General features: G+C 57.8%; 20 protein-coding genes and 1 tRNA gene. 3 read left to right on the forward strand and 18 right to left on the reverse strand.

Annotation, left to right across the window (positions count from 1 at the left end; translation table 11 throughout):
- Position 1 precedes the first annotated feature (1 nt).
- The 9 genes from QQF73_RS15600 to QQF73_RS15640 all read right to left on the reverse strand — a co-directional run bounded on the left by QQF73_RS15600 (position 2) and on the right by QQF73_RS15640 (position 12,031).
- Entirely contained in the window at positions 2 to 1,390 is a 1,389-nt protein-coding gene (locus QQF73_RS15600; protein WP_219868270.1) for a DUF1329 domain-containing protein, read from the reverse strand.
- A gap of 176 nt (positions 1,391 to 1,566) precedes the next feature.
- A complete protein-coding gene (gene pepN / locus QQF73_RS15605) occupies positions 1,567 to 4,209 on the reverse strand; it encodes an aminopeptidase N (protein WP_285368762.1) in 2,643 nt (880 codons plus the stop codon).
- Between the two features lie 81 nt (positions 4,210 to 4,290).
- Positions 4,291 to 5,130: a DUF2797 domain-containing protein gene (locus tag QQF73_RS15610; RefSeq protein WP_219868272.1), complete on the reverse strand. Its 840-nt coding sequence runs from the start codon at positions 5,128 to 5,130 to the stop codon at positions 4,291 to 4,293.
- On the reverse strand, positions 5,127 to 5,420 hold the full coding sequence (locus tag QQF73_RS15615) for a YeaC family protein (protein WP_219868273.1): 294 nt from the start codon (positions 5,418 to 5,420) through the stop codon (positions 5,127 to 5,129). The genes QQF73_RS15610 and QQF73_RS15615 overlap by 4 nt, the downstream gene beginning before the upstream one ends.
- A 173-nt stretch (positions 5,421 to 5,593) precedes the next feature.
- On the reverse strand, positions 5,594 to 6,448 hold the full coding sequence (locus tag QQF73_RS15620; protein ID WP_285368763.1) for a rhomboid family intramembrane serine protease: 855 nt from the start codon (positions 6,446 to 6,448) through the stop codon (positions 5,594 to 5,596).
- Between the two features lie 48 nt (positions 6,449 to 6,496).
- Positions 6,497 to 7,510 carry a metallophosphoesterase gene (locus tag QQF73_RS15625; RefSeq protein ID WP_285368764.1) on the reverse strand — a complete coding sequence of 338 codons (1,014 nt, stop codon included), beginning with the start codon at positions 7,508 to 7,510 and terminating at the stop codon, positions 6,497 to 6,499.
- A gap of 2 nt (positions 7,511 to 7,512) precedes the next feature.
- Positions 7,513 to 8,397 carry an NAD(+) kinase gene (locus QQF73_RS15630; protein ID WP_219477721.1) on the reverse strand — a complete coding sequence of 295 codons (885 nt, stop codon included), beginning with the start codon at positions 8,395 to 8,397 and terminating at the stop codon, positions 7,513 to 7,515.
- Between the two features lie 113 nt (positions 8,398 to 8,510).
- Complete coding sequence (locus QQF73_RS15635) at positions 8,511 to 9,767, reverse strand: DNA repair protein (RefSeq protein ID WP_219868275.1); 1,257 nt, start codon at positions 9,765 to 9,767, stop codon at positions 8,511 to 8,513.
- Positions 9,768 to 9,961: 194 nt separating this feature from the next.
- A complete protein-coding gene (locus tag QQF73_RS15640; protein WP_285368766.1) occupies positions 9,962 to 12,031 on the reverse strand; it encodes an NADPH-dependent 2,4-dienoyl-CoA reductase in 2,070 nt (689 codons plus the stop codon).
- A gap of 146 nt (positions 12,032 to 12,177) precedes the next feature.
- Here QQF73_RS15640 and QQF73_RS15645 point away from each other — a divergent pair, with 146 nt between their 5' ends.
- Positions 12,178 to 13,230: an AraC family transcriptional regulator gene (locus tag QQF73_RS15645; RefSeq protein ID WP_219868277.1), complete on the forward strand. Its 1,053-nt coding sequence runs from the start codon at positions 12,178 to 12,180 to the stop codon at positions 13,228 to 13,230.
- 183 nt (positions 13,231 to 13,413) lie between these two features.
- Here the strand turns inward: QQF73_RS15645 and QQF73_RS15650 are convergent.
- Both QQF73_RS15650 and QQF73_RS15655 read right to left on the reverse strand, forming a co-directional pair.
- Positions 13,414 to 13,490: transfer RNA gene (locus QQF73_RS15650), tRNA-Asp, on the reverse strand.
- Positions 13,491 to 13,628: 138 nt separating this feature from the next.
- Entirely contained in the window at positions 13,629 to 14,660 is a 1,032-nt protein-coding gene (locus QQF73_RS15655) for an AraC family transcriptional regulator (RefSeq protein WP_219868278.1), read from the reverse strand.
- A gap of 260 nt (positions 14,661 to 14,920) precedes the next feature.
- On the opposite strand from QQF73_RS15655, the gene QQF73_RS15660 reads away from it, so the two are divergent.
- Positions 14,921 to 15,796, forward strand: coding sequence for a MaoC family dehydratase (locus tag QQF73_RS15660; RefSeq protein ID WP_285368768.1), 876 nt, complete (start codon positions 14,921 to 14,923; stop codon positions 15,794 to 15,796).
- A 19-nt stretch (positions 15,797 to 15,815) separates the two neighbouring features.
- Here the strand turns inward: QQF73_RS15660 and QQF73_RS15665 are convergent, their stop codons facing one another.
- The 3 genes from QQF73_RS15665 to QQF73_RS15675 are packed head-to-tail and all read right to left on the reverse strand — an operon-like array spanning position 15,816 to position 20,525.
- Positions 15,816 to 17,405 (reverse strand): ATP-binding response regulator, encoded by a 1,590-nt coding sequence (locus tag QQF73_RS15665; protein ID WP_285368770.1) that lies wholly within the window; start codon positions 17,403 to 17,405, stop codon positions 15,816 to 15,818.
- Between the two features lie 45 nt (positions 17,406 to 17,450).
- Positions 17,451 to 18,077, reverse strand: a complete 627-nt coding sequence (fixJ, locus tag QQF73_RS15670) for a response regulator FixJ (RefSeq protein ID WP_285368772.1) — start codon at positions 18,075 to 18,077, stop codon at positions 17,451 to 17,453.
- A gap of 39 nt (positions 18,078 to 18,116) precedes the next feature.
- Positions 18,117 to 20,525 (reverse strand): Lon protease family protein, encoded by a 2,409-nt coding sequence (locus tag QQF73_RS15675; protein WP_219868282.1) that lies wholly within the window; start codon positions 20,523 to 20,525, stop codon positions 18,117 to 18,119.
- Between the two features lie 247 nt (positions 20,526 to 20,772).
- Between QQF73_RS15675 and QQF73_RS15680 the strand changes: the two genes are divergently transcribed.
- On the forward strand, positions 20,773 to 21,150 hold the full coding sequence (locus QQF73_RS15680; protein WP_219868283.1) for a PilZ domain-containing protein: 378 nt from the start codon (positions 20,773 to 20,775) through the stop codon (positions 21,148 to 21,150).
- A 26-nt stretch (positions 21,151 to 21,176) separates the two neighbouring features.
- Here QQF73_RS15680 and QQF73_RS15685 read toward each other — a convergent pair whose 3' ends face one another.
- The 4 genes from QQF73_RS15685 to recA form a co-directional block, all read right to left on the reverse strand.
- Entirely contained in the window at positions 21,177 to 21,674 is a 498-nt protein-coding gene (locus QQF73_RS15685) for a flavodoxin family protein (RefSeq protein WP_285368774.1), read from the reverse strand.
- A 58-nt stretch (positions 21,675 to 21,732) separates the two neighbouring features.
- A complete protein-coding gene (locus QQF73_RS15690; protein WP_219868285.1) occupies positions 21,733 to 23,463 on the reverse strand; it encodes an alkaline phosphatase family protein in 1,731 nt (576 codons plus the stop codon).
- Positions 23,464 to 23,528: 65 nt separating this feature from the next.
- Entirely contained in the window at positions 23,529 to 25,073 is a 1,545-nt protein-coding gene (locus QQF73_RS15695; protein WP_219868286.1) for an arylsulfatase, read from the reverse strand.
- Between the two features lie 257 nt (positions 25,074 to 25,330).
- Positions 25,331 to 26,377 (reverse strand): recombinase RecA, encoded by a 1,047-nt coding sequence (gene recA / locus QQF73_RS15700; protein ID WP_219868287.1) that lies wholly within the window; start codon positions 26,375 to 26,377, stop codon positions 25,331 to 25,333.
- Between the last annotated feature and the right edge of the window lie 128 nt (positions 26,378 to 26,505).

Consider the following 26,505-nt stretch of genomic DNA (forward strand, 5'->3'; position numbering starts at 1 on the left):
CTTAGCGGACGCTCCGGCGGCGCAGGGAAGCCGGAGAGAAGTACCGCTTGTTCGGAACGTCATCTGTGAAGACCCTGGTATTCGGTTCTTCGGTGTCCAGGCCCTGAACATGATAGCGACGGGCCTGGAGATCGTGAAACGCTTCAAGCGTAGTCCATACGCCCGGCAATTCGTAATAGTTTTTAAGAACGCCCATGCTCACGCGCCACAACTCGCCACGGCCGTCATACTGGTCAAGCAGGGCGGTATTCCAGCTATCCTCGTCAACATAGAAACGACGCTTGGCGTAGATGTGTCGCTCGCCATCCTTCAGGGTTGCGGTCACGACATGGACCCTGTGCAACTCCCAACGCATCAGATCAGGATTCAGATGCGCCATTCCGAGGATTTCGGTGTAAGGCAGTCCTTCCTGAGCAATCTCATAGTTGTTGTACGGGATATAGATTTCGCGCTTACCCTCATAGGTCCAGTTATACCGATCCATGGCACCGTTAAAGATGTCGGTGTCATCGGCGGTACGCAGGTTATCGGCTGCCGCGATCGGGGAATCGTAACCGAGGTTCGGCGCCCGGCGGACACGGCGTTGACCGGCGTTGTAGCCCCAGCCGTTACGCGGGTTGATGATCTGGTTCATGGTCTCGTGCACGAGAATCGCACCACCAGCCAGACGGGGCGGAGACTGGGTAAACGAGAGGTAGTAGAAAATCACGTTTTCGAGGGTCTTTTCACCGCCTTCAGGATTGTAGAAGTTGAAGAAGGCTTCTTGCTGTGATGTCACCAACGTGTAATCGCCGTTCTGCTGAACCGCCACTTCACTGGCACGTCGGGTCAGCGAGACACCACGCCAACGGGTCAGATGGTTCCAGATGACCTGCCACGCTTTCTGCTCATCATTGCCGCTGAGAATCGGGAACGGATAGCCGCCGAACGCACCATCGATACCGGCGCTTTCACCAACGATTTCGGCACTGGTAGCATTTTCGCGGGTATTGGCTTCAACCCAGTCCGGCAGGGAATGGCTCCTGCGGGTTTTGTACACCGGAATCCGGAACGTGGTCGGGTAGGTTTCCAGCATCGCCTTCAGACCATCCGTGAGGTGCTCGGAATACTGGTCAGCATTGCTGGCATTGATGGTGAACAATACCTCGTCGTCCGGGAACGGATTGGGATGGTGCTGGCCGCTCCCCTCGTAGCTTGCCGGTGGCTTGGTGATGCCACCATCCCAGGCGGGAATGGTTCCAGCCTCGTTGCCCGCCTTCGGAGAACCGAAAGGCGTCAGATCTTTGCCGAGGCGCGCAGCCTCACTTGAGGAAACCGCGGCGTATGCCGGCGCTGCGGCGACAGAGAGGGCCATAAGGCCGCCGAGAATAGCGTTCTTATTGTATCTCATTATGTAACCTTAATCCGTCTGGAAGCCTCTGGAGGGCTTTTTATTATCGTCTGATGGGAGTACAGACTTTCCACCAGATTAGCGGATCGAGCATTATTGTCTATCGACCGAAAGTGCGATTTTGTATCCGGCTGTGACCACCACTTACAATCCCAGCCGGATCATCACGGGCTTGGTCAGCCAGCCAGACTCTTGTGAACGACCTCGTAGACGTCGCGTGACAAGCCTGACTTGTCACGGATACGCTCCAGTGCCGACTTCATCAGTTCGCTGTGCGCGGGGGCAAACTTCTTCCACCGGGTCAGAGGTGTTACCAGGCGCGCGGCAATCTGGGGATTACTGTCGTCCAGGCGACAGACCTGATCCGCCAGGAAGTTGTATCCTGAACCGTCCGGACGGTGGAAGGCTGCGAGGTTCTGGCCGGCGAAGGCCCCAACCACGGAGCGAATCTTGTTCGGATTCTTCCAGTCGAACGCCCTGTGCTCCAGCAGCGCCCGGATCTGGGGCAACTGGCCGGCCCGATCGCTGGCAGCCTGCACCGAGAACCACTGCTCCACCACTTGCGGATCTTCCTGGAAACGCTCGTAAAACTCCTCCAGGACCCGCTCGCGGTCTTCCTCGTAATCGGAGTTCACCAGGGCCCGGAGCGCGCCCAGCCGATCGGTCATGTTGTCCGAATTCCGGAATTGACGCTGAGCCAGTTCCCGACCTTCCTCGTCGTTGATCTGCAGCAACCAGGCCAGCGCCGTGTTACGCAGACTCCTGCGCGCAATCTGCTCCGGCGTGACCGCGTAGTCGCCTTCTTCCAGGTTGCGACGGTAACAGGCGACCAAATCATCGCGAAGCGCGATGGCCAGATGTTTGAGCACACGCTCACGGGCCTCGTGAATTGCCGGTGCATCGGCACTTTCCGCCAGCTCAATCAGGTACGCGGCCGAGGGCAGCTGCAGCATGTTGGCGACCAGTGCCTGATCGAGCGACGAATCCGAGATCAGGTGGCGATAGGCGGCAACCAGACGGGCGTCAATCGACGAATCTTTGGGTGCACCGATCAGTGACTGAATGACATCCACCGCCAGACGCTGACCGGCATCCCAGCGATTGAATCCATCGGGATCGTGACTCATCAGAAACAGCATCTGCTCACGGGTCCACGGATAGCGCACACGGACCGGTGCCGAGAACTGACGCAGCAGTGACGGCACAGGGCACTCGTTCAGACCGTGGAACTCGAACACGTGGGTTTCACCGGTCAGCTCCAGCACACGCTCTGTCGGAGCGTCCTGGGAATCGGATTCGAGACGCAGTGGCAGCGACTCTCCCCTGCTCCCGAGAAGACCGAGCGCAAACGGAATGTGCTGCGGTTTCTTTCCGGTCTGCCCCGGGGTGTCCGGAATGCTTTGCCGGATCGTCAGCCGATAAATGCCCTGCCCCGAATCAAACTCGTCTGACACGTCGAGCACCGGGGTTCCCGCCTGCTCGTACCAGAGCCGGAACTGCGACAGATCACGACCGGAGGCGTCCTCCATCGCCCTGACAAAATCGTCGGTGGTAACGGCCTGGCCATCATGACGCTGGAAATACAGGTCACTGCCCTTTCGGAACATGTCAGGGCCAAGCAGGGTGTGGATCATGCGAACCACTTCGGCACCCTTTTCATAGATGGTCAGGGTGTAGAAGTTGGAGATCTCCATGTAGGAGGCCGGGCGGACGGGGTGCGCCATGGGGCCACCGTCTTCGGCAAACTGCGCGGTGCGCAGGACATTGACGTCTTCAATACGCTTGACCGTGGGCGAACCCACGTCCGCCGAGAACTGGGAGTCCCGGAAGACCGTGAAGCCTTCCTTGAGGCTCAGTTGGAACCAGTCCCGACACGTGACACGGTTACCCGACCAGTTATGGAAATACTCGTGGGCCACAATCGCCTCAATGCGCTGGAATGCCACATCCGTAGCCGTTTCCTGGCTGGCCAGTACGCACGACGAGTTGAAGATGTTCAGGCCCTTGTTCTCCATAGCGCCCATGTTGAAATCATCGACGGCCACGATCATGAAGATCTCGAGGTCGTATTCGCGCCCGTAGGTCTCTTCGTCCCAACGCATGGAACGCTTGAGGGAATCCATCGCGTGATCGCATTTTTCAGCGTTGCGCGGTTCCACGTACATGCGCAGATCGATGTCGCGCCCCGAGCAGGTGGTGAATGTGTCCCGCTTTTCCACCAGGTCGCCGGCCACCAGGGCAAACAGGTAACAGGGCTTGGGAAACGGATCTTCCCAGGTGACAAAGTGACGCCCCTCACCCAGATCGCCCCGTTCAACATCATTTCCGTTCGACAGCAGTACCGGGTAAGCCGATTTATCTGCCTCAACCCGGGTCCGAAACCGGGACATCACATCCGGACGATCAGGGAAGAAGGTAATGCAGCGGAATCCCTCCGCCTCGCACTGGGTGCAGAACATCCCGGACGATTTGTACAGACCCTCGAGGCGGGTGTTGTTCTGGGGCTCGATCCAGGTCACCACCGACAACTCGAACTGCTCGGGTACCGATTCCACAATCAGCTTGTCACCGCGATCCTCATACTCGCCCTCACTCAACGCTTTGCCATCGAGGGCGACGGACTCAAGGACCAGGCTGTCGCCGTCAAGTTCGAGCGGAGCCGCACCGGCGTCGGACTCCGGATTGCGACGGACGGCCAGGGTACTGTGAACGCGGGTGCCGTCCTCGAACAGCTCAAAGCGCAGGTCGACCGTATCAACCAGGTAAGCCGGCACTCGGTACTCGCTCAGGTAAATGGTCTGGGGCTGGTTGGTACGCATGATCTATCTCCAGATTACTCAGCCGCTGCCTGCCGGCGGTCCGGCAAACAGGTAGTGTCAGGTCAGACGGGGATGGCGCAATCAGTCGTCCATCACCCGGAAACGTACTTCGTACCCGGTAAACTTCCGGATATTGATCACTCCGGTATCCAGAATGAGGTACTGGCCCTTGATGCCCTCCAGCACACCTTCCACTTCCGGATTCTTGTCCAGATTGTGAGTTTTGATTTTTTCGGGCCAGACATCAACCGGGTAGCTTAACCCGAGCCCGTCTTCATCCACTTCGCGAATTGCATCCTGGCCGTGAGTCTCCCGCAAGGCAGACAGATCATCGGCAATCAGGGCCAGCATCCGCTGTCGCTCGTCAGCCAGGTTCAGCTCAGGCACATCACCTTTCAGCATGGCGCGCCAGTTGGTCCGGTCCGCCACATGGCTCTTGCAGGCAACTTCCACCAGCCCGGCAATATATCGGGTCGCAACACGAACCATGGGGATCGCATCAACCGCGCCCTGGTCTATCCAGCGGGTGGGCACCTGGGAACCACGGGTAATTCCCACCTTCAAACCGGACGAATTGGCCAGGTAAACGACATGCTCAACCATACAGTGGGTTTCGCCCCACTCCGGCTCGCGACAGGTACCAAGGTGATAATGGCACTTTTCCGGACTCATGATGCAGCTGTCGCAGGCCGCCAGCTTCCGGAAACAGGGGTAACAGTAGCCCTGGTTGAAGCTTTTCTTGGTGGCGCGGTCACAGTTAATGCAGCGAATGACGCCATCGAAGTCGAGGCGGACACGCTTGCCGAGAAATTCGTTCAGCGGAACGCGACTGTCCCCCACCGAGATGGAGTAGGCCACCGGTGCCAGAGCTTCGGCAGGCATTTTGCGCAGCCGGCCGGTTACGTCGATCAGCTCGCTCAAGACTTGACCTCAACGAACTGGTCAGGGTCCACGTCGCCTTTGCCGGCATTGGCCCGCTGCACCGACGGATCGCAGGCGGTGCCAGCTTTGGCGCCGCGGTCAATGTAGCCAGTGCGCTCCTCTTCAGGTATCTGGTGCAGGTTCTCGTAGTAAATGACAGCCTGCAGACTGATTTCCCGCTGCTCCGGTGTGAGCGTCCTGCCGTCCGGCCATTTTCCGAGTTCGATCGACTGACGAAGGCTCCGGTAGACATTGGGATCCAGTCGCTCAATCAGTTCATCGTAGGTCATTCGGTTCTCCCGAAACGTGTTCCAAAAAAGTGCCTCAACCGTTTGACAGATGCAAACGATAACGATTATCATTTCTTCACCAAATGACGACGGTCGTATCATTTGGTCTCTCTCATCAGGAGCTAAATGCTCTTTTTATGCCCCGCCCTCAGGCGGGGCTTTTTTTTGGCTCCTCACTGTCTCTTTACGGGCAGAATCAGCGCCAGGGCCACTCCACTGACAAATCCGCCCAAATGGGCTTCATTGGCCATGCGCCCCAACCCCAGAAATTCCGTAAAGGGCGTGAAACCGATCACCATCCAGACCACGGCAAACGTCACCAGTGCCGGCGGAAAGTGAAATCTCGGAACCTTGCGCTGACTCAGCCAGCAATAGCCCAGAATGCCATATACCACACCGGACAGACCGCCAAACAAGGGTCCGGAAACCAGGTATTGAAGTCCATTCGAAAAAATACTGGTCCCGAGAAAGAGCACAATCAAGCGCCCACGCCCATCAAACCATTCGATCTGGCTTCCAAGAAACCACAACATGACCGCATTGAAGATGATATGGGTCCAGCTGAAGTGCAGGAAGTCAGGGGTCAACAGTCGCCAGACCTGCCCGCCGGCCAGGGTATTGGCCAGCGCATCAACGCGGCCAGCCATGGTACTCCAGTCAAAGTCCCGGGGATCGATGACCATCAGCGCGGCAGCAAACTCGTTCCGGCCCATCGCCGTGACCCAGATCATGATCACTGCAAGTATGATCAGGCCCAACACAACAGGTGCATGCCGGGGCGAGGGTTGCCAGCGCCCACGAACGAAGACCGGAGAATGGTGCTGGCGTTCCACCGCGTCCCGAAGATCCGGTTCGGCCAGGAACCTCTCCAAAGCTATCAGGACCGGTTCGGCATGCTCCGGATTCTCCAACCACAGAACCTGATGATCGTTTTCTTCTGTGATCCGATGCGCAACGCCCTGCCCAGACAGCCATCGACTGAAACCGGCGAGATTCACCGTGGTATCCATCTGCTTCACGCGGTACACAAAAAACCTCGCCTATCAGGGTATATAGGGTAATCGAGCTCCGTTAACTCAACGGGCAATACTGTCTTCCGTGCCGGAATACCCCGGCTGCTCCGGACGATCGACCTCCACCCAGACAAACTTGTCCGGGGAAAGCACCGACTCACCGTCCATACGGTACGCTACCAATCTGCCGTATTTCACCGCACTGTAATCAATGCAGGCAACGTTGGCCTTGAGCGGCGCCGGCTCCCCTTCCATCCAGTAGTGGCCCACAAACACCGGGGGCGCATCCAGCGGGTAGCTGATAAGTTGCTTGCGCTCGTTTTCCGTCAACTCCATGCGCGCCACTTCCGGCGGCAAAGGATCCGGCTGAAATACGACATCGGCATAGGTACGCGGGGCATCGGCCCAGAATTTGGTCCGGAAAAACTCACGGACATAACCGTCCCGGCCGGTGATTGCCGTTCCCTCCGGCAAGCGCAAATCCGTTCCCCGAAGCAAGGTGTCCATGACCTGGCCGGCAAACGACTCGATGGCCGCCGACGCGTGCAGGAAATCCTCGTCAATGCAGGCGCCACCCTGGAGCTGTTTGAACTTGTCGATCAGTTCTCCGTCCCAACAGGCGTGGACCACCCGGAAATCCTCTTCCTCGATAAACAGGGGGATGGTGTAGAACCATTCCAGGAACTCGTTCCATTCATGGGGATGGGCGTCAAACTGCTCAAGGGTTTCGCGAATCAGCCGATCATGGCGGGCATTGTGCTCGCGCAGCCACTTCTTGCCGCTGCCGGAACGGGCACGGGTGCAGTAGCCCAGCGCATTGTACTCGTGATTGCCCATCACAATCCGGGCCGAGCCATGCTCCACCATGTCGCGCACCAGGTGCAGGGCTTCACGGATTCGGGGTCCGCGGTCGATAATATCGCCGATGAAAATCGCCTGGCGCCGGTCGTGCTGATACACACCGTTCACCTTCCGGTAGCCCATCTGTTCCAGCAACCGGATCAGGGTGTTGGCGCAACCGTGGATGTCGCCGATGATGTCGAAGCCGCGGCTTGCGGAGTGTCTGTTTACAGCCATGATCAACTCGCTGAAATTTCACTTGCCCAGCCAAGCTTGTCACGGCAGGTGGCATAGAAATTGTGATCGGTGGGGTGGATCAACCGGATCTTGAAGGGTTTCTTGGTGATACGGATAATGTCGCCCGGCGCACAGGCGATGTTCATCTGACCGTCGAACGAAATCTGCGGGTAGGTTTCGTTGGTTTCCCCGATCACCAGTTTGATCTCGCTTTTGCCATCCACCACGATGGGGCGACTGCTGAGCGTATGCGGAAACATCGGCACCAGCACAACCGCATCAAGCTTCGGATGCATTATCGGGCCACCCGCCGAGAGCGAATACGCCGTCGAACCTGTCGGTGTGGCGACGATAAGTCCGTCGGAACGCTGGCTGTAGACAAAGTGGCCATCAATAAACAGATCAAAGCCGATCATCCGGGTCGACTTGCCCGGGTGCAGCACCACATCGTTGAGCGCGGTTCCAAACCCCAGCGGCTGCCCGTTACGCTCTACGTTACCATCCAGCAGAAAGCGCGTTTCTTCCACGTACTCGCCTTCCAGAACCTTGCCCAGACGCTCTTCCAGATCGGATGGAGAAATATCGGTAAGAAAGCCCAGACGGCCTCGATTCACACCGAGCAGGGGGATCTTTGACTTCGCCAACTCCCGCGCGGCACCCAGCAAGCTGCCGTCACCACCCACAACAATGACCAGATCGCAGATCTCACCCAGCAGCTTTTTGCTGGCAACCTGCAAACCATGGCCCGGCAGCATACCGGCGGTGTCTTCCTCGAGAATGACGTGGTAGTTGTTGGCAATCAGGTATTGTTTGAGCTGACGCAGTGATTCAACCACCTTCACGCTGCCCAATCGGCCAATAACACCAATATTCCTGAACTGATCCATGAGGCTTCCTGTGGTGTCGGGATGCGGTGGGGCCGGCCAGATCCGCCAGCCCCGTGACAATCTGGCTCACAGTTTAACGAAAGTCACCCCGATACTGAAAAAAGATCGAAACTTCAGGATTGATGCTGCTCGCAGCGGTCGTCAATGCCGGACCGAAACTCGCCTGGTTGGCTGATCCGCATGATGGGCTCGCCACAGGTCTTGCCATCCTTACCCTCGTGCTGGCACACCGGGTTCTCGTAATGCTCAAGCCACTGGCGATACGCAGGCTCGTTCATGCCGCAGCGCTCTGCCGCGTATGCCACCGGATTGGTGAAGTAGGTTTCGATGTCGTCGTAGGGCAAGGTGATATGGCCGACACCGGGATGGTAAGCCACGAGAAACACAGCCTGTTTCCTGAGCTGGCCCATGATGGAATTTTCCGCAGGCTCCTGGTGCTGGAGCTCATGGTTCTCCTGCTCAAGTGCCGCTATCCGCTCATCCCGGAGTTCCAGTTCACGGTGCTTCCGGTCAAGCTGTTCCCGGAGGAGCACCAATTCCGCATCGGTGTTGGCGTCGTCCCGCTCCTTTTCCTCGCCACCGGAGGCAATCTGCTCCTGCATGGTGAGGTACTGCTCATTCCGTTCAGACAAGCGCTTCTTAAGCTGCTCGTTACTCAGGCGCTGGCGTTCGTACTTTTGCTCCAGGTCGGAAAATTCACTGCGCAGCGTCTGCAATTCCAGGCGATGCTCCCGCTGGATTTCAGACAATGAATCCCGATGGACACTCTGGAGGGTCTTGATGCGGAGACGCTGCTCCCGAATGAGCTGGGCCAGACGGGCCCGGTCGGCCGCGTTGTCCGCGTCTTCCTGAGACTCTGCGGACGTTGCCGGAGCCGAATTGAGCACCGGAATGTCTTCTTCCTGCGCCGGTTGAGGCTCAATTTTTCGAAACTTCAGAGAGTTGGAATCGACAGCCTTGCGAATGGCCTGGAAATGATTGTTACCGGGCGTCATGTCCGGATCCCAAAGCTCCTCGGCATAGCGAGGCTCCGGGCATTGGCTCCGGCACACCAGCCGGATGGGGCCTCCCCCCATGTCCGGGCCTTTGGCACCGCGCTTGGCCAGCTCTTCAATGGGCACGTTCCAATTGCTATCCGCCCGACCCTCCTCATCGAACCAGATCCGGAAAAACACCAGGGATTGCACGAGGAGATCGCCACTCAGCTCAACCAGAACCGCTTTAACATCGGTCTCGGCGAGGTCCGATAACCCTACGTATCCGTCCAGAAAAGCCCCAAATTCACTGGCACGCATCTGGCGCGCCACATGGCTTCCATCCACGAAAAACACCGCCGCATAACCATCAGTCGCCTGGTCGGCAGATACCATTTGTGACTCTCCTAGCTCTTAAAGATTCGACACCAACACGATGAAGTCACACAGAATGTTCCATCGGGTTCCGGTGTCGGCAAACACCGCCCTCACCGGTTGAGAGAGGGCGGATACGCAAACTGACAGACTCAGGCTTACTAGTCTAGCCAGTCAATCTTCGGTGCACAGAGAAAAACTGCAACGTTTTGTGATCACAGTTGCGCAGCGAGCCGGCTTCCCTGATCAATCGCCCGCTTGGCATCAAGCTCCGCCGCGACATCGGCACCGCCGATCAAATGCACGGCCACACCGGCTGCCTCAAGCCCCCCCTGAAGCTCACGCAGCGGCTCCTGTCCGGCGCAGATGATAATGGTATCAACCGGTAGCACGCGATCCTCGCCCTGCTCCGCACCTTTGGGCGTGACCGTGATATGCAGCCCCTGATCATCAATCTTGCGGTAGCTCACGCCCGGCACCATCTGAACCTGACGGTTCTTCAGGGACGTCCGATGAATCCAGCCAGTGGTTTTGCCAAGATTCTTACCCACCTTGGATGCCTTGCGCTGCAACAGGTAGACCTCCCGGGCAGGTTCCGGCACCTCGGGCGAGACGCCTTGAATTCCACCACGGTGCTCGACACTCAGATCAACGCCCCACTCGCGCATGAAGTGCTCGGTATCAAGCGAGGCTGAAGCCCCCTTGTGCACAATGAATTCTGAGACATCGAAGCCGATTCCTCCGGCCCCGATCACCGCCACTTTCTGCCCAACGGGCTTGCGCTCGAGCAGGGCATCGAGGTATCCGATGACTTTCGGGTGATCAATCCCCTGGATGTCCGGTGTGCGCGGCTCGACGCCGGTCGCCAGAACCACGTCATCGAAACCGCCAGCCTTGAGGTCGTCAACATTCACCCGGGTGTTGAGACGGACATCCACGCCATGCTTGTCCAGCATGACCCGGAAATAACGCAGCGTTTCATGGAACTCCTCTTTCCCGGGAATCCGCTTGGCGACGTTGAACTGGCCGCCAATTTGGCTACCGGCATCAAACAGGGTCACCTTGTGACCACGTTCGGCCGCAACCGACGCAAAGGCAAGGCCCGCCGGCCCGGCACCAACCACCGCAATTGATTTGGGCGCAGCCGTCTTGACCCAGGTCAGCTCGGTTTCATGGCAGGCCCGGGGGTTGACGAGGCAGGAAGTCAGCTTGCCGCTGAAGGTGTGATCCAGGCAGGCCTGATTGCAACCGATGCAGGTGTTGATTTCATCGGCACGATCTTCAGCCGCCTTCAGGACCAGGTCCGAATCCGCCAGGAATGGACGCGCCATAGACACCATGTCGGCATCGCCTTCGGCCAGGATTTTCTCGGCAACGTCCGGCATGTTGATCCGGTTGGTGGTTACCAGCGGGATGCTTACCTCACCCTTGAGGCGGGCGGTCACTTTGGTGAACGCACCGCGGGGCACGGAGGTTGCGATGGTCGGCACCCGGGCTTCATGCCAGCCGATGCCGGTGTTGATGATGGTCGCGCCAGCCTTTTCGATTTCCTTGGCCAGGTGCACCACCTCTTCCCAGGTACTGCCATCCTCAATCAGATCCAGCATCGACAGGCGGTAGATCAGAATGAAGTTCTCGCCCACCCGCTCCCGGACACGACGCACGATTTCGATCGGCAGGCGAATCCGGTTCTCATAACTTCCGCCCCAACCATCGGTACGGTGGTTGGTGTGGGACACAATGAACTGGTTGATGAAGTAACCTTCGGAGCCCATGATCTCGACACCGTCGTAGCCGGCGCTCTGAGCCAGCACTGCACAGTCGGCGTAATCCTGAATCTGTTTCTCGATACCCGCCTCGTCCAACTCTTTGGGCTTGAACGGGTTGATTGGCGCCTGGATGGCAGAGGGCGCCACCAGTTCCGGCGAGTACGCATAACGACCTGCGTGCAGGATCTGCATACAGATTTTGCCGTCAGCCTCATGAACGGCCCGGGTAATGACCTTGTGATTTTCCACTTCGTCTTCGTTGGTCATCTTGGCCGCGTGCTGGAACACACCGCCCTCCACGTTCGGCGCAATACCACCGGTAACAATCAGGCCAGCACCACCACGGGCGCGTTCCGCGTAAAAGGCCGCCAGACGCTCAAAACCGTTTTTCGCTTCCTCGAGACCGGTGTGCATGGAACCCATGAGAGTCCGGTTGCGGAGCTTGGTAAAGCCGAGATCGAGGGGTTCGAGCAGGTTGGGGTATTTGGCGACACCGGGGGTAGCGGGTGCGGTCATGATTGATCTCCTCATTATCAATGGTTGCGGACCTTTGGAGGCCCGACTCGTTTTATGGCCCTAAATTACCCGGCTGACTTGCCATCAACAATATCCCTTAATAACATTCTATTATCTTCAGACAACATGTCGGACAAGCACTGATAATGACCAGACAAACAGCCTCCCCCCAGCGCCCGCGCAATGCCCTGGGCAACATCAGCGTGCTGCACGTGTCGGTTCTGCTGAGGGCGGCCGCGGCGGAAGGCGCAGATACTGAACACCTGACCTCCAACTTCCGGCTGAGCGCAGAAACCCTTGCGTCCGCTGCTGCACGGATCAGCATTCCGCGTTTCATGCGACTGGGCCACGCCGCCATAGCCCAAACAGGGAACCGTGCCCTCGGTCTGCGCATCGGGGCCCTGACACGGCCCGTCGATGCGGGCATCGCCGGATTGGCGGGCCAGTCAGCGGAGACCGCTGGCGAAGCCCTCAGCACGCTCATCCGATACTCCCTGCTCACCAGCCAGAACAGTCGCGGCGCCCCCTCCCTCAACGCAAAAGATCGCCAGGCCCTGTTCTATTCCATACGCCCTTACAACGCGTTCAACTTTTTTGTCGTGGATTCAGTGCTCGCCGCCTGGACCCAGTTTGTTCGAAACGTTACAGGCCAGTATGAGGTGCTGGAGCGGGTCACCATCGAGTATCCGTCCGTTGGTCAGGATGATCTGTTTGAAAGCTGGTTCCGGTGCCCGGTTCATTTTGGCGCCAAGGAGAACGGCATTACCCTCAAACCCGAGATCTGGACTCAGCCGACACGGCAGGCGCAGGCAGCCATGCATGAAAAACTGGTGGATCTGTGTGAGCGGGAGTTGCAGCAAATTCGGAAAGGCTGGACCACCGGCGACCGGGTAAAGCACTTGCTGACACCTCTGTTCAAGGGTGAAAGCCCGAGCCTTGAAACCATTGCCAGCAAACTGGGCGTGGCTCCCTGGACGCTACAGCGGCAGTTAGCTGCGGAGGGAACAGGATTTCGTGAACTGGTGGACGAGACGCGGAAACAACTGGCAAGGGATTATATTCGCGAAACCGAGACGGCTCTTTCGGAGATTGCCTGGCTTCTGGGCTTCGCCAATCCGGCGGCATTTCATAAGGCCTACCGGCGGTGGTTTGATATCAGCCCCGGTGAACACCGGAACCGGCTGAAGGCAGAACGCTAGATTTCGGTAGCGTCGTCGTAGCCTTCGTCGTCGTCAAACTCTTCGAACTGGCTTTCGATCAACTCTTCTTGATAATCCGACATGCATCTATCCTGCGTGGGTTCATTCAGAAGCAGGTTGACGCCAGATCATGACAGTGCAATGACAGAGAACAGAAAAACCGAACTACGAGGGAAGGAAAAATGGCGGAGCGGACGGGACTCGAACCCGCGACCCCCGGCGTGACAGGCCGGTATTCTAACCAGCTGAACTACCGCTCCGCGTTGGTCATCACGTCGTGCCCGAACTGGGCGGTGCAATCAGGGGTGTGACTGCTCGGTGACAACGAGGGCGCATTATAAAGAGGCACCCGGTTATGTCAACGCTTTTCCCGAAAAAAATTCCCGGGGGCGTTGACGCTAGAGGGCATCGACCATGGCGTCCTTGCCCTGAGCCGTTTTCCGGTACTCGATCGGTGTCATGTTCGACCAGCGCTTGAAAGCCCGATAGAAAGTGCTGGGCTCAGAGAACCCGGTCAGGTAAACGATCTCGTCAATCGATTCGTCGGTGGTCGCCAGCAACTGACGGGCCAGACGGTAGCGGAAGTCCGCCAGCACCTGGTTGAAGCTGGTCTCTGCCTCCGTCAGCCGGGTACGCAGGGTCCTGGGCTTGATTCCGAGGCGCTCGGCAACCGCATCGAGGGTGACCTCGCCGCTATCCAGCAACTCCGCCACAATCCTCTCCACCTGCCCCACGATGTCCCGCTTCTCAAGACGAGCCACCTGTTCGCTGGCAAACCGTTCATGCAGGTCAAGCAACTCGGGCTCCGCATGGGGCGAGGCATGGGTGAGCAGCGTCGCCGGGAAATACAACCGGTTCTCCGGCGCGCCAAAGACCACGTCACAGCCAAGCACCTCGGCCGCGTGCTCCTGGCCGGAGTCTCGGTGATGTTCAAACTCGATGCGGGAGGGGTAGAAAGAATCGTCGGTGATGGAACGGAAGAAGGTAATCACACCCTGCACAAAACATTCATTGAAATGTTTCAGGCGACTCACTTCATCAGAGGCCGCATCCAGAACCATGCAGGCGTCGTCGCCCTCAATAAAGAAATCCGTGTTGGCGGCGTCGCTCAACAGACGCTGGTAATTCTGGGCACGCCGCAGGCCCTCGCCAAAGGTCGGACTGCTGAGAAAAAGGTATTCCAGAACCTGCCCTTTGTAGGCGGGCAACAAGGGCCCGAGATGAAGACCGATGTCCGGATCTCCCGATACGTCTTCAACCGCTTGCCAGAAGTAAAGCTGGGCGCTGTGGGGGGTGCGCAACTGCTCGGTATAAACGTAGTTCTCGTCGACGCCCAGGCGACTGAAAATGGCATCGGTATCAATGCCTCTTTTCTTCATCGCCTCGTAAATCAGGCGCAACATTACTCCCGCATCACGAAGTTCCTGCATAAAATCCCGCTTTTTTTTATTCGTTTAATACCACTTTGACCCGGCGGACAATTTCCGGGGCAAGCCAAGTCAATGCCTGATCCAGCCGGATTTGCCAGAGTGAAGGCCTTTGATATGAAGCTTCTAGGACTAAGGTCTGATATTAGAGCATATCAGGCCACAGACGCACAGTTGTACCAGAATGTAAAAATAACCGGTACTTACGTGACCAATTCACGACTACAGTTAATGGCGAATACCTGCGCCGGGAGACAACCCTTATGTCAGATACTTTTATTTACCGCAACGCCCCGCCGGGCCTGCTGCCCCTCTACGCCCGGGCACTGATGCCGAAACCGGTAAAAGCCGGCCGCGACGTCACCATACCGGCATTGTCTGCACGACTGCTGGGCGCCAGCACCGCAGGTGATAAGCTGGCGCGGTATAAAACAATCTGCGGCTTCACGCAGACGACCAGCATTCCCGTGACCTGGCCGCACGTCATGGCGTTTCCGCTCCACCTCAAGCTGCTGACTGCCCCATCCTTTCCGTTGCCTCTTCTGGGACTGGTTCACCTGCGCAATACCATTACCCAGCACCGTGCAATCGGAGTGGGTGAAACCCTCGATCTGACCGTTCGCCTGGGCAAACAGGAGCGCACAAGCCGGGGTATCGAGTTCGATCTGATTACCGAGGCCCACGCCGCAGGCAAACTGATCTGGGAGGAGTCCAGCATTACGCTGTACCGGCGAGCGGCGACAGAATCCGGGACTGGCCGGAAGTCCGCGCCGCCGGGGCTGGAGCGGTACCCCAATACGCTGAGCATCGACGCTCCGGAATCCATCGGCCGACAGTATGCCGGCGTCTCGGGCGACAGCAACCCGATTCACATGCACGCACTCAGCGCCAAAGCCTTCGGGTTCCCGAGGGCAATCGCCCACGGCATGTGGAGCAAGGCCCGCGCACTGGCACTACTGGAACAACAGGAGGACTGGAAGCCCGGCGCCTTCCGGGTGTCCTGCCAGTTCAAGAAGCCGCTGTTCCTGCCCGGAACGGCGCAACTCAACTGGCATTCCGGTGCGTCAGGCTGGGACTATCAACTGTTGAATTCGAGGGGCGATGCCCCGCATCTCAGCGGTCGCATCGACTGGCTGTGAAGGCCCGGAGGCTCGGTGTTCAGGCTTCCCCGGCACCCGAGGCGGCTTCAGGGGCACAGGGCGCTCCGTCCGCTCCAGCCACTGGCAGGGTAAAGTAGAAGCAGGCGCCCCCGCCCTCGGGGCGCTCAAAGCCGATATCCCCACCTTGCGCCTGAATCAGGGACCGGCAGGTGGCAAGGCCGATGCCCATGCCCTCATCCTTGGTGGTGTAGAACGGCAGAAACAGCTTGTCTTCGGCGTCTGCCGGCAGGCCAACGCCATGGTCCCGCACCTGGACACGAACGCAGCTTGAGCCGAGCAATTCGGCACTTACCTCAACCGGCGTTGAGGCATCGGCGCTCCGGGTCGCCTCCAGCGCATTACGGATCAGGTTCAGGGCAACCTGCTGGACCTGGATCGGATCGGCCGCCACATCTGGCAGCGAATCCGGGACCGACAGCTCAATCCCACCCTCGTTGTTACGCATGTCGACTTCTGCGAACTGGCGGGTGTCCTCGAGCAGCGCCGGGACCGATATGACTTCTTTGCCAGTCGCAGGCTTTTTCATGAATCGACGAATTCGGCGAATGATCTCGCTGGCGCGGTGGGATTGGGCCTCGATCTTGTCCAGGGTCTCACCCAGCAAACCGAGGTCGGGGTTTTCCTTGCGCATCATTCGCTTGGACACCCGGGCATAGTTGGTGATTGCCGTGAGCGGCTGGTTCACCTCATGGGCAAAGCCGGCCGCCATCTCGCCCATGGTGGTCAGTCTCGATGTGTGGGCCAGCTGGTCCCGCTGCTCCTGAACCAACGCCCTGGCCTCTTCCAGAGCCGCCTCGCTCTCGAGTTCTGCTGTGATGTCCCGGAATACCACCACGGCGCCATGCAACTGGTCATTATCAAGCTTCGGCGTCGACCGGTATTCCGCAGGAAACCCGCTGCCGTCCGTCCTCTTCATCCGGATGTTGCGCTGGCCCTCGGCCCTGCCCTGGCAGCAGGTGGTCTGAACCGGCAAACCGTCCGGACAATCACCGCAGGTCGCAAAGTGCACTTCAAAAAAGTTTCGGCCAACCAGCTCATCGACCGGGCAGCGCATGATCTCCGCCGCGGCCGGATTGGCAAACTCGATAACCCCGTTCTCATCCAGACCGTAAATGCCTTCACTGATGGAGTTGAGAATCCGGGTCTGGTCGCCCTGGAGTTCCCGGTTCCGTGCCTGAAGCTCCCGCTCAAGACGAATAACCCGGGCGTGGGTCTTCACCCGCGCAATTACCTCAAGGGACTGGAAAGGCTTGGAAATGTAATCGGCACCACCGAGGGAAAATCCCTTCACCTTGGCCTGCAGATCGTCCAGGGCAGACAGAAACACCACGGCGCAGTCTGCCGTCGCCGGATCCGCCTTGAGGCGTTCGCACACCTCGTAGCCATCCATTTCAGGCATCATGATGTCCAGCAGGATTACTTCGGGCTGGTGACGATGGGCAAGGTCCAGGGCCTTTTCACCTTCGTTGGCGATCAACAGGCGATAGCCCTTGTCTTTCAGGGTCTCATAGAGGACTTTGAGGTTCTGTGGATTATCATCCACGAGCAGAACCGTCACCTCCGAGTTCTCACTGACAACTTCAGTCATATAAACGGGGCCGATTGAAAAGGTCTCCGTATGATGCCGACAGGATCACCGGGCGTCGATAAGGTCCTTTACGGACAGGACCATACGAACCAGGTGCGCCAGGGAGTGGGTCCCCATCTTGTGCATAACCCGGGAACGGTGAATTTCCACCGTCCGTTGACTGATTTCCAGCTCGATCGCAATCACCTTGTTGGCCTGTCCCGCAATCATCCGGTCCATGATCTCGTGTTCGCGGGGGGTGAGGCTCTTAACGCGACGAATGATTTCCTGCTTCTCATCGAGGGTCTTGCGCTGCTCGAGATCCTGTTCAAGAGCCGCCTCGATTTTTTCCAGCAGGGCTTCTTCCCGATAGGGCTTCTGGATAAAGTCCACAGCCCCTTCCTTCATGGCGTCCACGGCCATGGGGACATCACCGTGTCCAGTCACAAAAATGATGGGCAGGATGGAGTGCTTTTCGTTCAGCTTTTTCTGAAGCTCCATTCCATCCATACCCGGCATGCGGATATCCAGCACAATGCACCCGGCCATCTTTTCGGAGTAGTCCTTGAGAAAAGCCGTTGCGCTCTCGAAGGTCTTCACCGGCTTGCTGTCTGACTTCAGCAGCAGCTCCAGTGAATCACGAACCGCTTCATCGTCTTCTACTACGTATACGGTCTGCTGGATATCAGTCATGTGTGTGTTCTCTCCTGTCCACTTTCTTATGATGTCCGGTCAGTGAATTGACGGATCCTTATGATCGTCCCGGGCATGTTCCTGACGCTCATGTTCACGCATTTTTTCAAGCCGTTGTTGGATAATGCCAAAAACGCTCTGCTTCGGGTACCTGCCCTTGTCATCCGCCTTGCCGGCAGGTTTGCCGAGCAACAGGGTGACAGCCTCTTCCAATCGGCTGGCGGCATAGACCGCAAACCGACCCTCGCGGGCGGCGTTTACCAATTCACTGTCCAGCATCAGGTTCTGGACGTTGGTACTGGGGACAATTACGCCCTGGGTGCCGGTGAGACCGCCTTTTAACTGACAGGTTGCAAAGAAGCCTTCGACTTTCTCGTTTACCCCGCCAATAGGCTGAACCTCTCCGAACTGGTTGACTGAGCCGGTAATCGCCAGGTCCTGCCTGACCGGGATCTCGGCCAGGGCCGAGATCAGGGCACAGAGTTCCGCCAGGGAGGCGCTGTCGCCGTCAATTTCTCCATAGTTCTGTTCGAAGGTCAGGCTGGCAGACAGATGCATCGGGTCTGTGATTGCAAAGTGAGATGCCAGCCAGGAGCTGAGAATCATGACGCCCTTAGAGTGGATATTGCCTCCCAGCTTCACATCCCGCTCGATATCCATCACCGCACCATCTCCATAGTAGCAGGTTGCAGTGACACGGTTGGAAAGGCCGAATTCGAACCCACCGGTCGACAGCACCGACAACGCGTTTACCTGCCCGACGCAGGTGCCGCTGGTGCTGACCAGGGTCGACCCGTCACGAATGGAATCGTAGAACTGGTCACGGATACGGCTGCTGCGGTATTTGGCGCTTTCCAGTGCTCGCTCTACGTGTGCGTCCTGAATCAGTTTCGCACCCGCCTGGCGAGCCCAGAAATCGGACTCGCGAAGCAGGTTGGCAATATCGGCGGCGTGCAGAGAAAGGCGGTCCTGATGCTCCGCCATTCGCGAACTGTGCTCAATCACCCGAGCCACCGCCTTGTTCGAGCAGTGCAGGAGCTTCTTCTCGCTGACGAGACTGGCAATGAACTTGGCATACAGCAGCTGGCTGTCGTCGGACCGATACATTTCATTCTCAAAGTCCGCCGTCACCCGGAACAATTCGGCGAACTCCGAATCGTATTCCTGCAGCAGCATCCAGGTTTCCCGGTCACCAAACAGGACAATCTTCACATCCAGCGGCACCGCTTCCGGCTCGATGGAAATGGTGCCAGACAGGGTCAGTTCGCGCTCCAGGGAATTGATCTGGATGGACTTGGATCGCAGAGCCCGCTTCAGACCATCCCAGACGAACGGCTGCTCCAGTACCTTGATGGCATCCATCAACAGGTAACCACCGTTGGCCCGGTGCAGGCTGCCCGGCCGGATCAGTGAGAAGTCGGTGAACACCGTGCCTTTATAGGTCACGTTCTCCACGTAACCGAACAGGTTGTGGTAGGTCGGGTTATCCTCAACCACCACCGGTACTTCATTGGTTTTCTGATGTACCAACAGGTTGACCAGATAGCGCCGGGGCATTTTCTTGTCGAGCGAGGCGTAGGCAATAGCCGCCTGTTCGTCGTCATCGTCGAGGAAAATATCCAGGTTCTCGGCCAGGTCGTTCCGCACCGCCTCAAAATAGGAAACCACGTCGGGCAGATCCCGGTATTTTTCCTCCAGCTCGTCAATCTGGTGGCCCGAAATGCCTTCGAGGGTTTCCTTGTTCAGCGCCTGCTGCTTGTCGGCATACTCCTGCTCCCAGTCTGCCAGCTTGCGCAGCGCCTGCCGGAGCTTCTTTTCCAGCTTGTTGATTGAGTCCTCGAACTTGTCCCGCTGCTCTTCGGTCAGTGCCTGGAAGGACTCTGCGGTGTGCGGTTCGTCGCCGTTCATGGCGACAAGCCGGTAACCTCCGGGCGTGGTGACGGTCAGGCTGACCTTCTTGCGCCTGGCCTGGGCCGCCACCTTCTCCAGTTCATCTTCCTGCATCTTGCCGTATTCGTTCTTGAGCTGTTCCGACCGTTCCAGAAAGCTGTCGCTGTCGAACGTCTGAGGGATGACCTTGACCAGCCGGCTCATCAGCTTTTCCATGTCCTGCTTGAGCTGGGTGCCCTTGCCTGCGGGGACTTGCAGCAGCCGAGGAACCCGTGGTTCCTCAAAATTGGCAACATAGCACCAGTCATGACTCTGCTGGTCCGTATCGACGTGGTGCTCGAGGTAACGCAGCATCATGGTGCGCTTGCCCAGCCCGTTTCGTCCTACCGCATAGACGTTATAGCCGCCATGGGGCATGGCCAGTGCGAAGCGAACGGCCTCCTGGGCCCGATTCTGGCCGACGATTTCGGCCAATGGCTCCAGTTGCCGGGTGGTTTTGAATGGCAGGTCTTTCAGAACACAGGCTTTGTAGAGCTGGTGCAGAGACAGTGACTTCAAGGTACGGTCCTGTAACGGTTGAATCATTGGCCGGTCATTGTAGATTCTGCGGCCGCCCCTGTCGCGTGCGAGCACAAGATTTCTGCCGGGCTGGCGGCCCTTTATGGAAGTGTTAGCCAGTTCACACTTTCATGAATGGTTATTTTTCAGACAGATGTTCCAGAACTAAACTTCATCTCCCGGTCGCAATCCGTCTGCTGGATTGCCGGGGGACAACAAAGACAAGACACGCAACGGACGCACCTGTATGACGAGTGATTCAACCGATCGGAGAATCAAGGATCGCTACCCAGCCTCTTGCCTTCAGGTCTGGTTACGGGAACGCGGGTTCCTTGGCCGTGGCAAGCAGGCCACCTCGGTCACCTGCCTGGACCTGAACCGTTACGGCATGGCCGTTCTCTGCCCGCGACCGGTGGAGCCTGGTGTTCGTTTATTCCTGGACTTTGCCGGCAAGTACATCCGGGAATCCCGTGTGGGTGCCCGGGTTGTGGAGTGCCAGCCATACCAGGCCGGCTTTCGGATCAGCGTACAGTTCAGTTACTGCCTGGATAAAAAAGGCTATTCACGCGCCATGGACAACGCATTGTCACGGATCGAAGGTTTCTACAACCGTTTAGCCAGCTAACTCCCCTTCCAGGCCAACTCCGGGGGTTAGAGCAGGCCGGCATCCAGGCTGGCCGCCACATACAGGCCCAACTCCTGGCACTGCTCGGAAAATTCCTCGCGGTATTCGCCGCGACAGATCAGCGGCTCCTGAATCCGCTTCCAGCGCAGGCCTGTTGCGATCGACTCGATGGCGCGATGGGTGCCGGTGCCATCATGGCCCGCCCGGATGTAATAGGCAAAGGGCAGGCCCTGGGTGCGCTCCAGGCACGGATAATAGCTTCGGTCAAAGAAGTCCTTCAGCGCCCCGCTCATGTAACCGAGGTTTTCAGTGGTCCCGAGGATAATGGCGTCGCAGGCGAGTACGTCCTCCGGGCCAGCATCCAGGGGCGCCAGAACGGTCACCTCTACATTCTCGATATCCGCATGCCGTGCGCCCTTCTCCGCCGCCTCCCGCAGTTTGAGGGTATTCGGGGACGGCGCATGAGCCACGATCAATAATTTTTTGCTGTTTTCCACACTTTCTCCCGGATCGGTTCGCAGCATTGATGCCCCTGCGATTACCGAATATGCAGCAGGGAAATCCAGGATCAGTGTAACAAAGTCAATTTTCCAGAACTTCCTGCAAGGGCTGGCCAACCGCGCCTGAAGGCGCTTTGGCACCGATCACAGCAGACAGTGTCGGGGCAATGTCATACGGCGCTACCGGTCGAGTGACGGTCCGGGCCTTCAGGCCGTATCCGGAAAAAATCACCGGCACGTGGGTGTCATAACGCCACGGTGACCCGTGAACCGAAGCCACCTCCAGGCCATCAAAATCGTTAATGAAGACGTTGGGGTTGAATACCACGTAGATGTCGCCCGAACGTTTCGGGTGGAAGTTATTCAGGACGGCATCGATGACCGGAACATTCGGGAATGCGCCCGACCGCAGGGCCGAGCTGGGAATTGCCACGGAGATACCCTCAAACTGCATCAGCGTCTCGGCAAGCGTCTGTTCGACAGCCACTTTATCCAGGCCTTCCTTCTCAATGATGTCATTATTGAGATACAGATAAGGCTGGAAGAACGCCTCGATCAGCTCCTCGCCGATGCCAAATTTCGTCTTCAGGGCCTCAATGGCCGGCGTTTTGTCCAGCGCCTCAACATCGAAATAGCTGGCGGTGGACACGCCGAGCTGGTTGAGATGGCCGGGGACCTCCGGTTGTCCGTGATCCGCCGAGAGCACAATCAATGTGTTCTCAAGCCCCACGTGCTTGTCAACAAAGCCGAGCAGGTCCGCCAGGGTGCGGTCGAGACGAGCCATGTTGTCTTCGGCCTCCAGACTGGAGGCACCAAATATGTGACCAACGTAGTCGGTTGAGGAAAAACTGACCGCCAGGAAATCCGGCACATCGTCCTGCCCCAATTGCTCTTCAGTCAACAGCGCTTTTGCAAAATCGAGGGTCAGTTCATCTCCGGCCGGACTGAGGGTCAGGCGGGTGGTCATGTACTTATCGTCGGCCGCCCCCAAGGCGTGGGGAAACGCACGCCCGAAACCCGGGAAATCGGTCTCGAAGCCTTGATCATCAGCGCCGGCGAACTGGTAGGCATCCGGTTCAAGGAGCAGGTCCCAGGCTTTGCCCGCGTACTTGCCAACGGGCTTGCCCGCATTCCAGTCCGTCACCCACTGCGGGTACTCGTCATAGTAATAGGTGCTGGTAACAAACTCCCCGGTGGCCTTGGAGAACCAAAAAGCTTTCCCGGTCTGCCCCGCCAGCGTAACCGCGCCGCGATCTTTCACGGAAACGCCGAATATCTTCGAACGCCCATTGAAATAAATCGCCAGTTCATCGCTGAAGGTCGACGTCAGGATGGCGGTTGGTGACCGGCCATCCACCTTGGCGGCCTTCTGGGTCGGATCGATTTCAGTCTGTTCATCCACGTCAGCGCCCGCGGTCAGCAACCGATAGCGGGCGTCTTCGATGTTGTAGACCAGGCGCCCCAACTCACGGTCAAACCAGACATTCCCGATCATCCCGTGGCGCGCCGGTACCGTGCCCGTGGCCAACGAGGCGTGGCCGACCACGGTCTCCGTGTTGGCGTGGCGGTAATTGGCGTTGGAATAGGTGATTCCATTGCTCCACAGGCGCTTGAAGCCATCCTCTCCCAGAACGGACGCGTAACGCTCCGGCAGATCGGCCCGTAGTGCATCCACGGTGATTTGCAGAATCAGTTTCGGGTGGCCGCCCCCGGCTTCTGCAGCGCCTGATACGCCGGGTGTCAGCCCGACGATCAGGACGGCAAGTGCAGGCCCGAGCACTACACGCGCCCATCTATTTAGAACGTGCTTCATTCCAGTCCCCCAGTCGACCGGCGAAATAGTGCCCCTCGATTATCCAACGATAAGCGCGATCGGGATTACCCGCCCTGATTTTCCTGCAACATTTCCAGGACCCGTTCCAGATTGAAGCTGCCGGGCTTCTGACGGGGAGGGAAATCTTTATAGGTCTCCAGATGCTGACTCACGTAAGCTGAGCCGGGCAGCAACAGGAATGCACGGTCAAAGCGCCACATCGCATACTTTTCAGAGTCATGGTCTGCCCGTTCAAACGGATCGCCGCGCATATCAAACAGCTTGGGCACGCGCAGGGTAACCATCGGCTCCTGCCACACTTCGAAACCGTGAGCTCGCTGCTCCATGAAGACCAGCTTCCAGCGGTCATAGCGCAGGCACGCCAGGTCGCCATCATCGGTCCAGTAGAAAAATTCCTTGCGAGGGCCCTCTTCCACTTCGCCTTTGAAGTACGGCAACAGGTTGTAGCCATCCAGATGAACCTTGAAATCCCTGCCATTGGCTTCGTGGCCTTCCAACAACTTTTCCTTGATGTCGGGCTCACCAACCGCCGCCAGGAGGGTAGGCAACATGTCTTCGTGGGAAAACACATCGTTGTATACGCTTCCGGGTTCGATCACGCCGGGCCATTTGATCAGTGTCGGCACGCGATAACCGCCGTCCCAGTTCGAGTTTTTCTCGTTGCGAAAAGGCGTCATGCCGCCATCGGGCCAGGCAAAGATTTCGGCACCATTGTCAGTGGAGTACATGATGATGGTGTTGTCTTCGAGCCCCAGTTCACGCACCTTGGCGAGCAACTGGCCGACATGACCATCATGCTCGACCATACCGTCGGCATAGACACCCAGGCCGGTAACGCCTTCCGACGCTGGCTTAAGATGGGTATTCACGTGCATGCGGGTGGAATTCCACCAGACAAAAAAGGGCTTATCGGCTCGGTGAGCACGGTCTATGAAATTCAGGGCGGCGCCTGTGACTTCGTCGTCGATGGTCTCCATCCGCTTTTTGGTCAGCGGACCGGTATCTTCGATGTCACCATCGGCAAAGCTCTTGATGACGCCCCGCGGCCCGAACTTCTTCTTGAACTCCGGGTTCTGCGGGTAATCCGGGTTCTCTGGCTCCTCCTCGGCGTTGAGGTGGTAGAGGTTGCCCAGGAACTCATCAAAACCATGGTTGGTTGGCAGCATTTCATCCAGATCCCCCAGATGATTCTTGCCAAATTGCCCGGTCATGTAACCATGGTTTTTAAGCAATTCTGCGATGGTGGGGTCTTTTTCCGACAGACCTTCCTTTGCGCCCGGAAGCCCGACTTTCAGCAACCCGGTTCGGTACGGACTCTGTCCGGTAATGAAGGCCGCACGTCCGGCGGTGCAACTCTGTTGCCCGTACCAGTCGGTAAACAAGGCGCCTTCTTTGGCAATGCTGTCGATGTTGGGCGTCTGATAGCCCATCATTCCCCGATGGTAGACACTGGGGTTCGACCAGCCGATGTCATCACCCCAGATGATCAATATGTTCGGCTTTTCCGACTGGGCATAAGTGAGGGTGGAGCATAGAGCGAAGAGTGCAAGCAGGCACAGCTTCAGGGGAGCGTAATGCGGCGTTTTCATGGGGATACCCTGGTTTGGTTGAAGATCCTTTTAACCAAACAATCACCACTACGGCCCCGCGTTTCTAGCGGGGCCACTACCCGGATCGTCTTATCCGTGTATAACACACAATCCTTGCTTTTCAAGTCGGCGGCATCCCCGGCAAGACAGGTACGTCGAGACGAAAGGGATCGTAAATCGGAGGGATGGACTGGACTGGAAGGGAGCATGGGCAGCAGGAAATGCGTCCTGCTGCCCATTCTTGGACGGACAGTTAGTTAGAGCAGTTCGCCATTTGCTTCAGCCGGGGCTTCCTCGGCCTTCTCCTTTTTCTCCGGCTTTGGCATCAGCTTGTCACGGACCTTGGCTTCAATTTCCGTGGCCAGATCCAGGTTCTCTTCCAGGAACTTGCAGGCGTTGGCCTTGCCCTGGCCAATCTTGTCGCCGTTGTAGGCATACCAGGCACCGGATTTGTCCACGAAGCCTTCTTTCACACCCATGTCCAGAACCTCGGCCATGTGGTAGATACCCTTGCCGTACATGATCTGGAATTCGGCCTGGCGGAACGGCGGCGCCACCTTGTTCTTGACCACTTTCACGCGGGTTTCGTTACCCACCACTTCGTCGCCATCCTTCACGGAACCGATGCGACGGATATCCAGACGCACAGAAGAGTAGAATTTCAGGGCGTTACCACCGGTCGTGGTTTCCGGGCTGCCGAACATAACACCAATCTTCATTCGAATCTGATTGATAAAGATCATCAGACAGTTGGCGTGCTTGACGTTACCGGTGAGTTTGCGCAAGGCCTGAGACATCAAACGCGCCTGAAGCCCCACGTGACTGTCGCCCATTTCGCCTTCGATCTCCGCTTTCGGCGTCAGAGCTGCGACGGAGTCCACGATGATCACGTCAACGGCGTTGGAGCGAACCAGCATATCAGCGATTTCCAGTGCCTGTTCGCCGGTATCCGGCTGGGACACCAGCAGGTCGTCGACATTCACGCCCAGCTTTTCAGCGTAAATCGGATCAAGTGCGTGCTCCGCATCGACAAAGGCACAGGTTTTTCCCTGCTTCTGGGCTTCAGCGATGACCTGGAGGGTCAGCGTGGTTTTACCGGAACTTTCCGGGCCGTAGATCTCACAGATCCGCCCATAGGGAAGGCCGCCAATACCCAGGGCAACGTCGAGCCCGAGAGAACCGGTGGATACCGCAGGAATGGCTTCACGGGGCTGATCGCCCATTTTCATGACGGCGCCCTTGCCGAACTGGCGCTCAATCTGACCCAGTGCTGCGCTTAGTGCTTTCTTGCGGTTGTCTTCCATCAGTGCAAACCCTCTGTCGCCGTAGCCACCGGTCGTCACTTAACGCCGGTCGCAGAATTTTGGAGCGGGAACTTGTACAGCAGATACAGCAAATTCCCTGTATATTTGAACAGTATTAAAACATAACC

The sequence above is a fragment of the Marinobacter albus genome, assembly GCF_030238305.1.
Taxonomy (GTDB): Bacteria; Pseudomonadota; Gammaproteobacteria; order Pseudomonadales; family Oleiphilaceae; genus Marinobacter; species Marinobacter albus.

What these genes read in the sequence shown, in the direction of transcription:
- QQF73_RS15600 (WP_219868270.1), bottom strand. Translation starts at nt 1,390, where the DNA reads ATGAGATACAATAAGAACGCTATTCTCGGCGGCCTTATGGCCCTCTCT.
- pepN (WP_285368762.1), bottom strand. Translation starts at nt 4,209, where the DNA reads ATGCGTACCAACCAGCCCCAGACCATTTACCTGAGCGAGTACCGAGTG.
- QQF73_RS15615 (WP_219868273.1), bottom strand. Translation starts at nt 5,420, where the DNA reads ATGACCTACGATGAACTGATTGAGCGACTGGATCCCAATGTCTACCGG.
- QQF73_RS15625 (WP_285368764.1), bottom strand. Translation starts at nt 7,510, where the DNA reads ATGGCTGTAAACAGACACTCCGCAAGCCGCGGCTTCGACATCATCGGC.
- QQF73_RS15630 (WP_219477721.1), bottom strand. Translation starts at nt 8,397, where the DNA reads ATGGATCAGTTCAGGAATATTGGTGTTATTGGCCGATTGGGCAGCGTG.
- QQF73_RS15635 (WP_219868275.1), bottom strand. Translation starts at nt 9,767, where the DNA reads ATGGTATCTGCCGACCAGGCGACTGATGGTTATGCGGCGGTGTTTTTC.
- QQF73_RS15640 (WP_285368766.1), bottom strand. Translation starts at nt 12,031, where the DNA reads ATGACCGCACCCGCTACCCCCGGTGTCGCCAAATACCCCAACCTGCTC.
- QQF73_RS15645 (WP_219868277.1), top strand. Translation starts at nt 12,178, where the DNA reads ATGACCAGACAAACAGCCTCCCCCCAGCGCCCGCGCAATGCCCTGGGC.
- QQF73_RS15655 (WP_219868278.1), bottom strand. Translation starts at nt 14,660, where the DNA reads ATGCAGGAACTTCGTGATGCGGGAGTAATGTTGCGCCTGATTTACGAG.
- QQF73_RS15660 (WP_285368768.1), top strand. Translation starts at nt 14,921, where the DNA reads ATGTCAGATACTTTTATTTACCGCAACGCCCCGCCGGGCCTGCTGCCC.
- QQF73_RS15665 (WP_285368770.1), bottom strand. Translation starts at nt 17,405, where the DNA reads ATGACTGAAGTTGTCAGTGAGAACTCGGAGGTGACGGTTCTGCTCGTG.
- fixJ (WP_285368772.1), bottom strand. Translation starts at nt 18,077, where the DNA reads ATGACTGATATCCAGCAGACCGTATACGTAGTAGAAGACGATGAAGCG.
- QQF73_RS15680 (WP_219868283.1), top strand. Translation starts at nt 20,773, where the DNA reads ATGACGAGTGATTCAACCGATCGGAGAATCAAGGATCGCTACCCAGCC.
- QQF73_RS15685 (WP_285368774.1), bottom strand. Translation starts at nt 21,674, where the DNA reads ATGCTGCGAACCGATCCGGGAGAAAGTGTGGAAAACAGCAAAAAATTA.
- QQF73_RS15690 (WP_219868285.1), bottom strand. Translation starts at nt 23,463, where the DNA reads ATGAAGCACGTTCTAAATAGATGGGCGCGTGTAGTGCTCGGGCCTGCA.
- QQF73_RS15695 (WP_219868286.1), bottom strand. Translation starts at nt 25,073, where the DNA reads ATGAAAACGCCGCATTACGCTCCCCTGAAGCTGTGCCTGCTTGCACTC.
- recA (WP_219868287.1), bottom strand. Translation starts at nt 26,377, where the DNA reads ATGGAAGACAACCGCAAGAAAGCACTAAGCGCAGCACTGGGTCAGATT.